A 1,135-nucleotide genomic window follows, 5' to 3' on the forward strand; every position below is an offset into this window, starting at 1 on the left:
TGGGTCATCAGCCCGGCAGGAATCCCGGTTCCCACGCAGGTGCCCTACGAGTACAAAATCTTCCACACCAAATTGGTGAACAAAGGGCTGGAAGTAGTTATCCGGGAGGAACTAGACAACGACCAATGGAAACGGTATGAGATCTTTCAGGACACCTTGGGCGGCAGACCTTATCTTTTTAATGGAGGCTTGCCGCCCGGTGGCTCCGATGGCTCCGGCACACCGGGCATCGACTATCAGGTTCCGGCAGAAGCCCTGACCGACAGCGAGTTTGCTGCCATCTACAAGGAAGCCCAAAAGTATGTAGGCACGCCCTACGTCTGGGGCGGTTCCACCCCGGAAACAGGCTTTGACTGCTCCGGCTACGTCTGCTGGGTGTACAACCAGAACGGCTACGATGTGGGGCGCACCACCGCCAACGGCTTGTGGAATAAGAGCCAGCACATCAGCGAGGCCGAAGCAAAGCCCGGAGATCTGGTCTTTTTCAAAGGAACCTACGACACCCCCGGCATGAGCCATACCGGGATTTATCTGGGCAATGGCATGATGGTCAGTGCCGGAGACCCCATCAAGTACGCAAACATTCACTCGTCCTACTGGGAGAAGCATCTCGCCGGGTTCGGACGGCTTTCAAAATGATTGGAGGAATTACTATGAGCGAAAAATCGGATAAGCTGCGGGCGATGCTGGCAAAAGAGAAGGAGCGCCGCATCAAACTGAACAACCGCATCGAGATCCTGGAACGGCGCATTCAGGAGGAGGATTCCGCCGAGGTCAACGAAATGGTGCGAACTGCAAAGGTCACGCCGGAACAGCTCGCCGCCCTGCTGCGGCAGTCGGCTACCGCCACCCCGAACCCGGCTGCGCTGTCTGCTGTGGGTGCAACTTTTGAGAAGGAGGTCGATGCAGATGAAGATTAAGAAACTGGGTGCGCTGCTGGTATCGGCGGCACTGTGCGCTGGCATGGCGGCTCCCGCTTTTGCCTTTGAGGGCGATTCCACCCCGGTGGAACAGCCTGTTCTGCCGGAAATCGTGGAGGAGGAAGATACTGTCACCGTCACGGACGAAACCTCTGGTGCCCTGACCCCGGAGGGCAACCTGACGCTGGTGGACGATTACCACACCGACTATTCCG

The 1,135-nt window shown here is 57.5% G+C and carries 2 protein-coding genes and 1 pseudogene; all 3 read left to right on the forward strand.

From position 1 onward, the window contains the following. The coding region (locus tag J3353_RS16025) for a C40 family peptidase (protein ID WP_207685251.1) at positions 1 to 639 on the forward strand (639 nt) is incomplete at its 5' end. 14 nt (positions 640 to 653) lie between these two features. Then, the gene (locus J3353_RS16030; RefSeq protein ID WP_097771853.1) at positions 654 to 920 is read left to right on the forward strand and encodes a DUF4315 family protein; all 267 of its coding nucleotides are present in this window, start codon (positions 654 to 656) and stop codon (positions 918 to 920) included. Continuing rightward, a pseudogene (locus J3353_RS16035) lies at positions 904 to 1,135 on the forward strand (hypothetical protein); the annotation flags it as partial. The gene J3353_RS16030 and the pseudogene J3353_RS16035, both read left to right, overlap by 17 nt.

Source organism: Faecalibacterium sp. Marseille-Q4137 (assembly GCF_017377535.1).
Classification (GTDB): Bacteria; Bacillota; Clostridia; order Oscillospirales; family Ruminococcaceae; genus Faecalibacterium; species Faecalibacterium duncaniae.

Coding starts and splice junctions, on each gene's coding strand:
- J3353_RS16030 (WP_097771853.1), top strand. CDS start 654: ATGAGCGAAAAATCGGATAAGCTGCGGGCGATGCTGGCAAAAGAGAAG.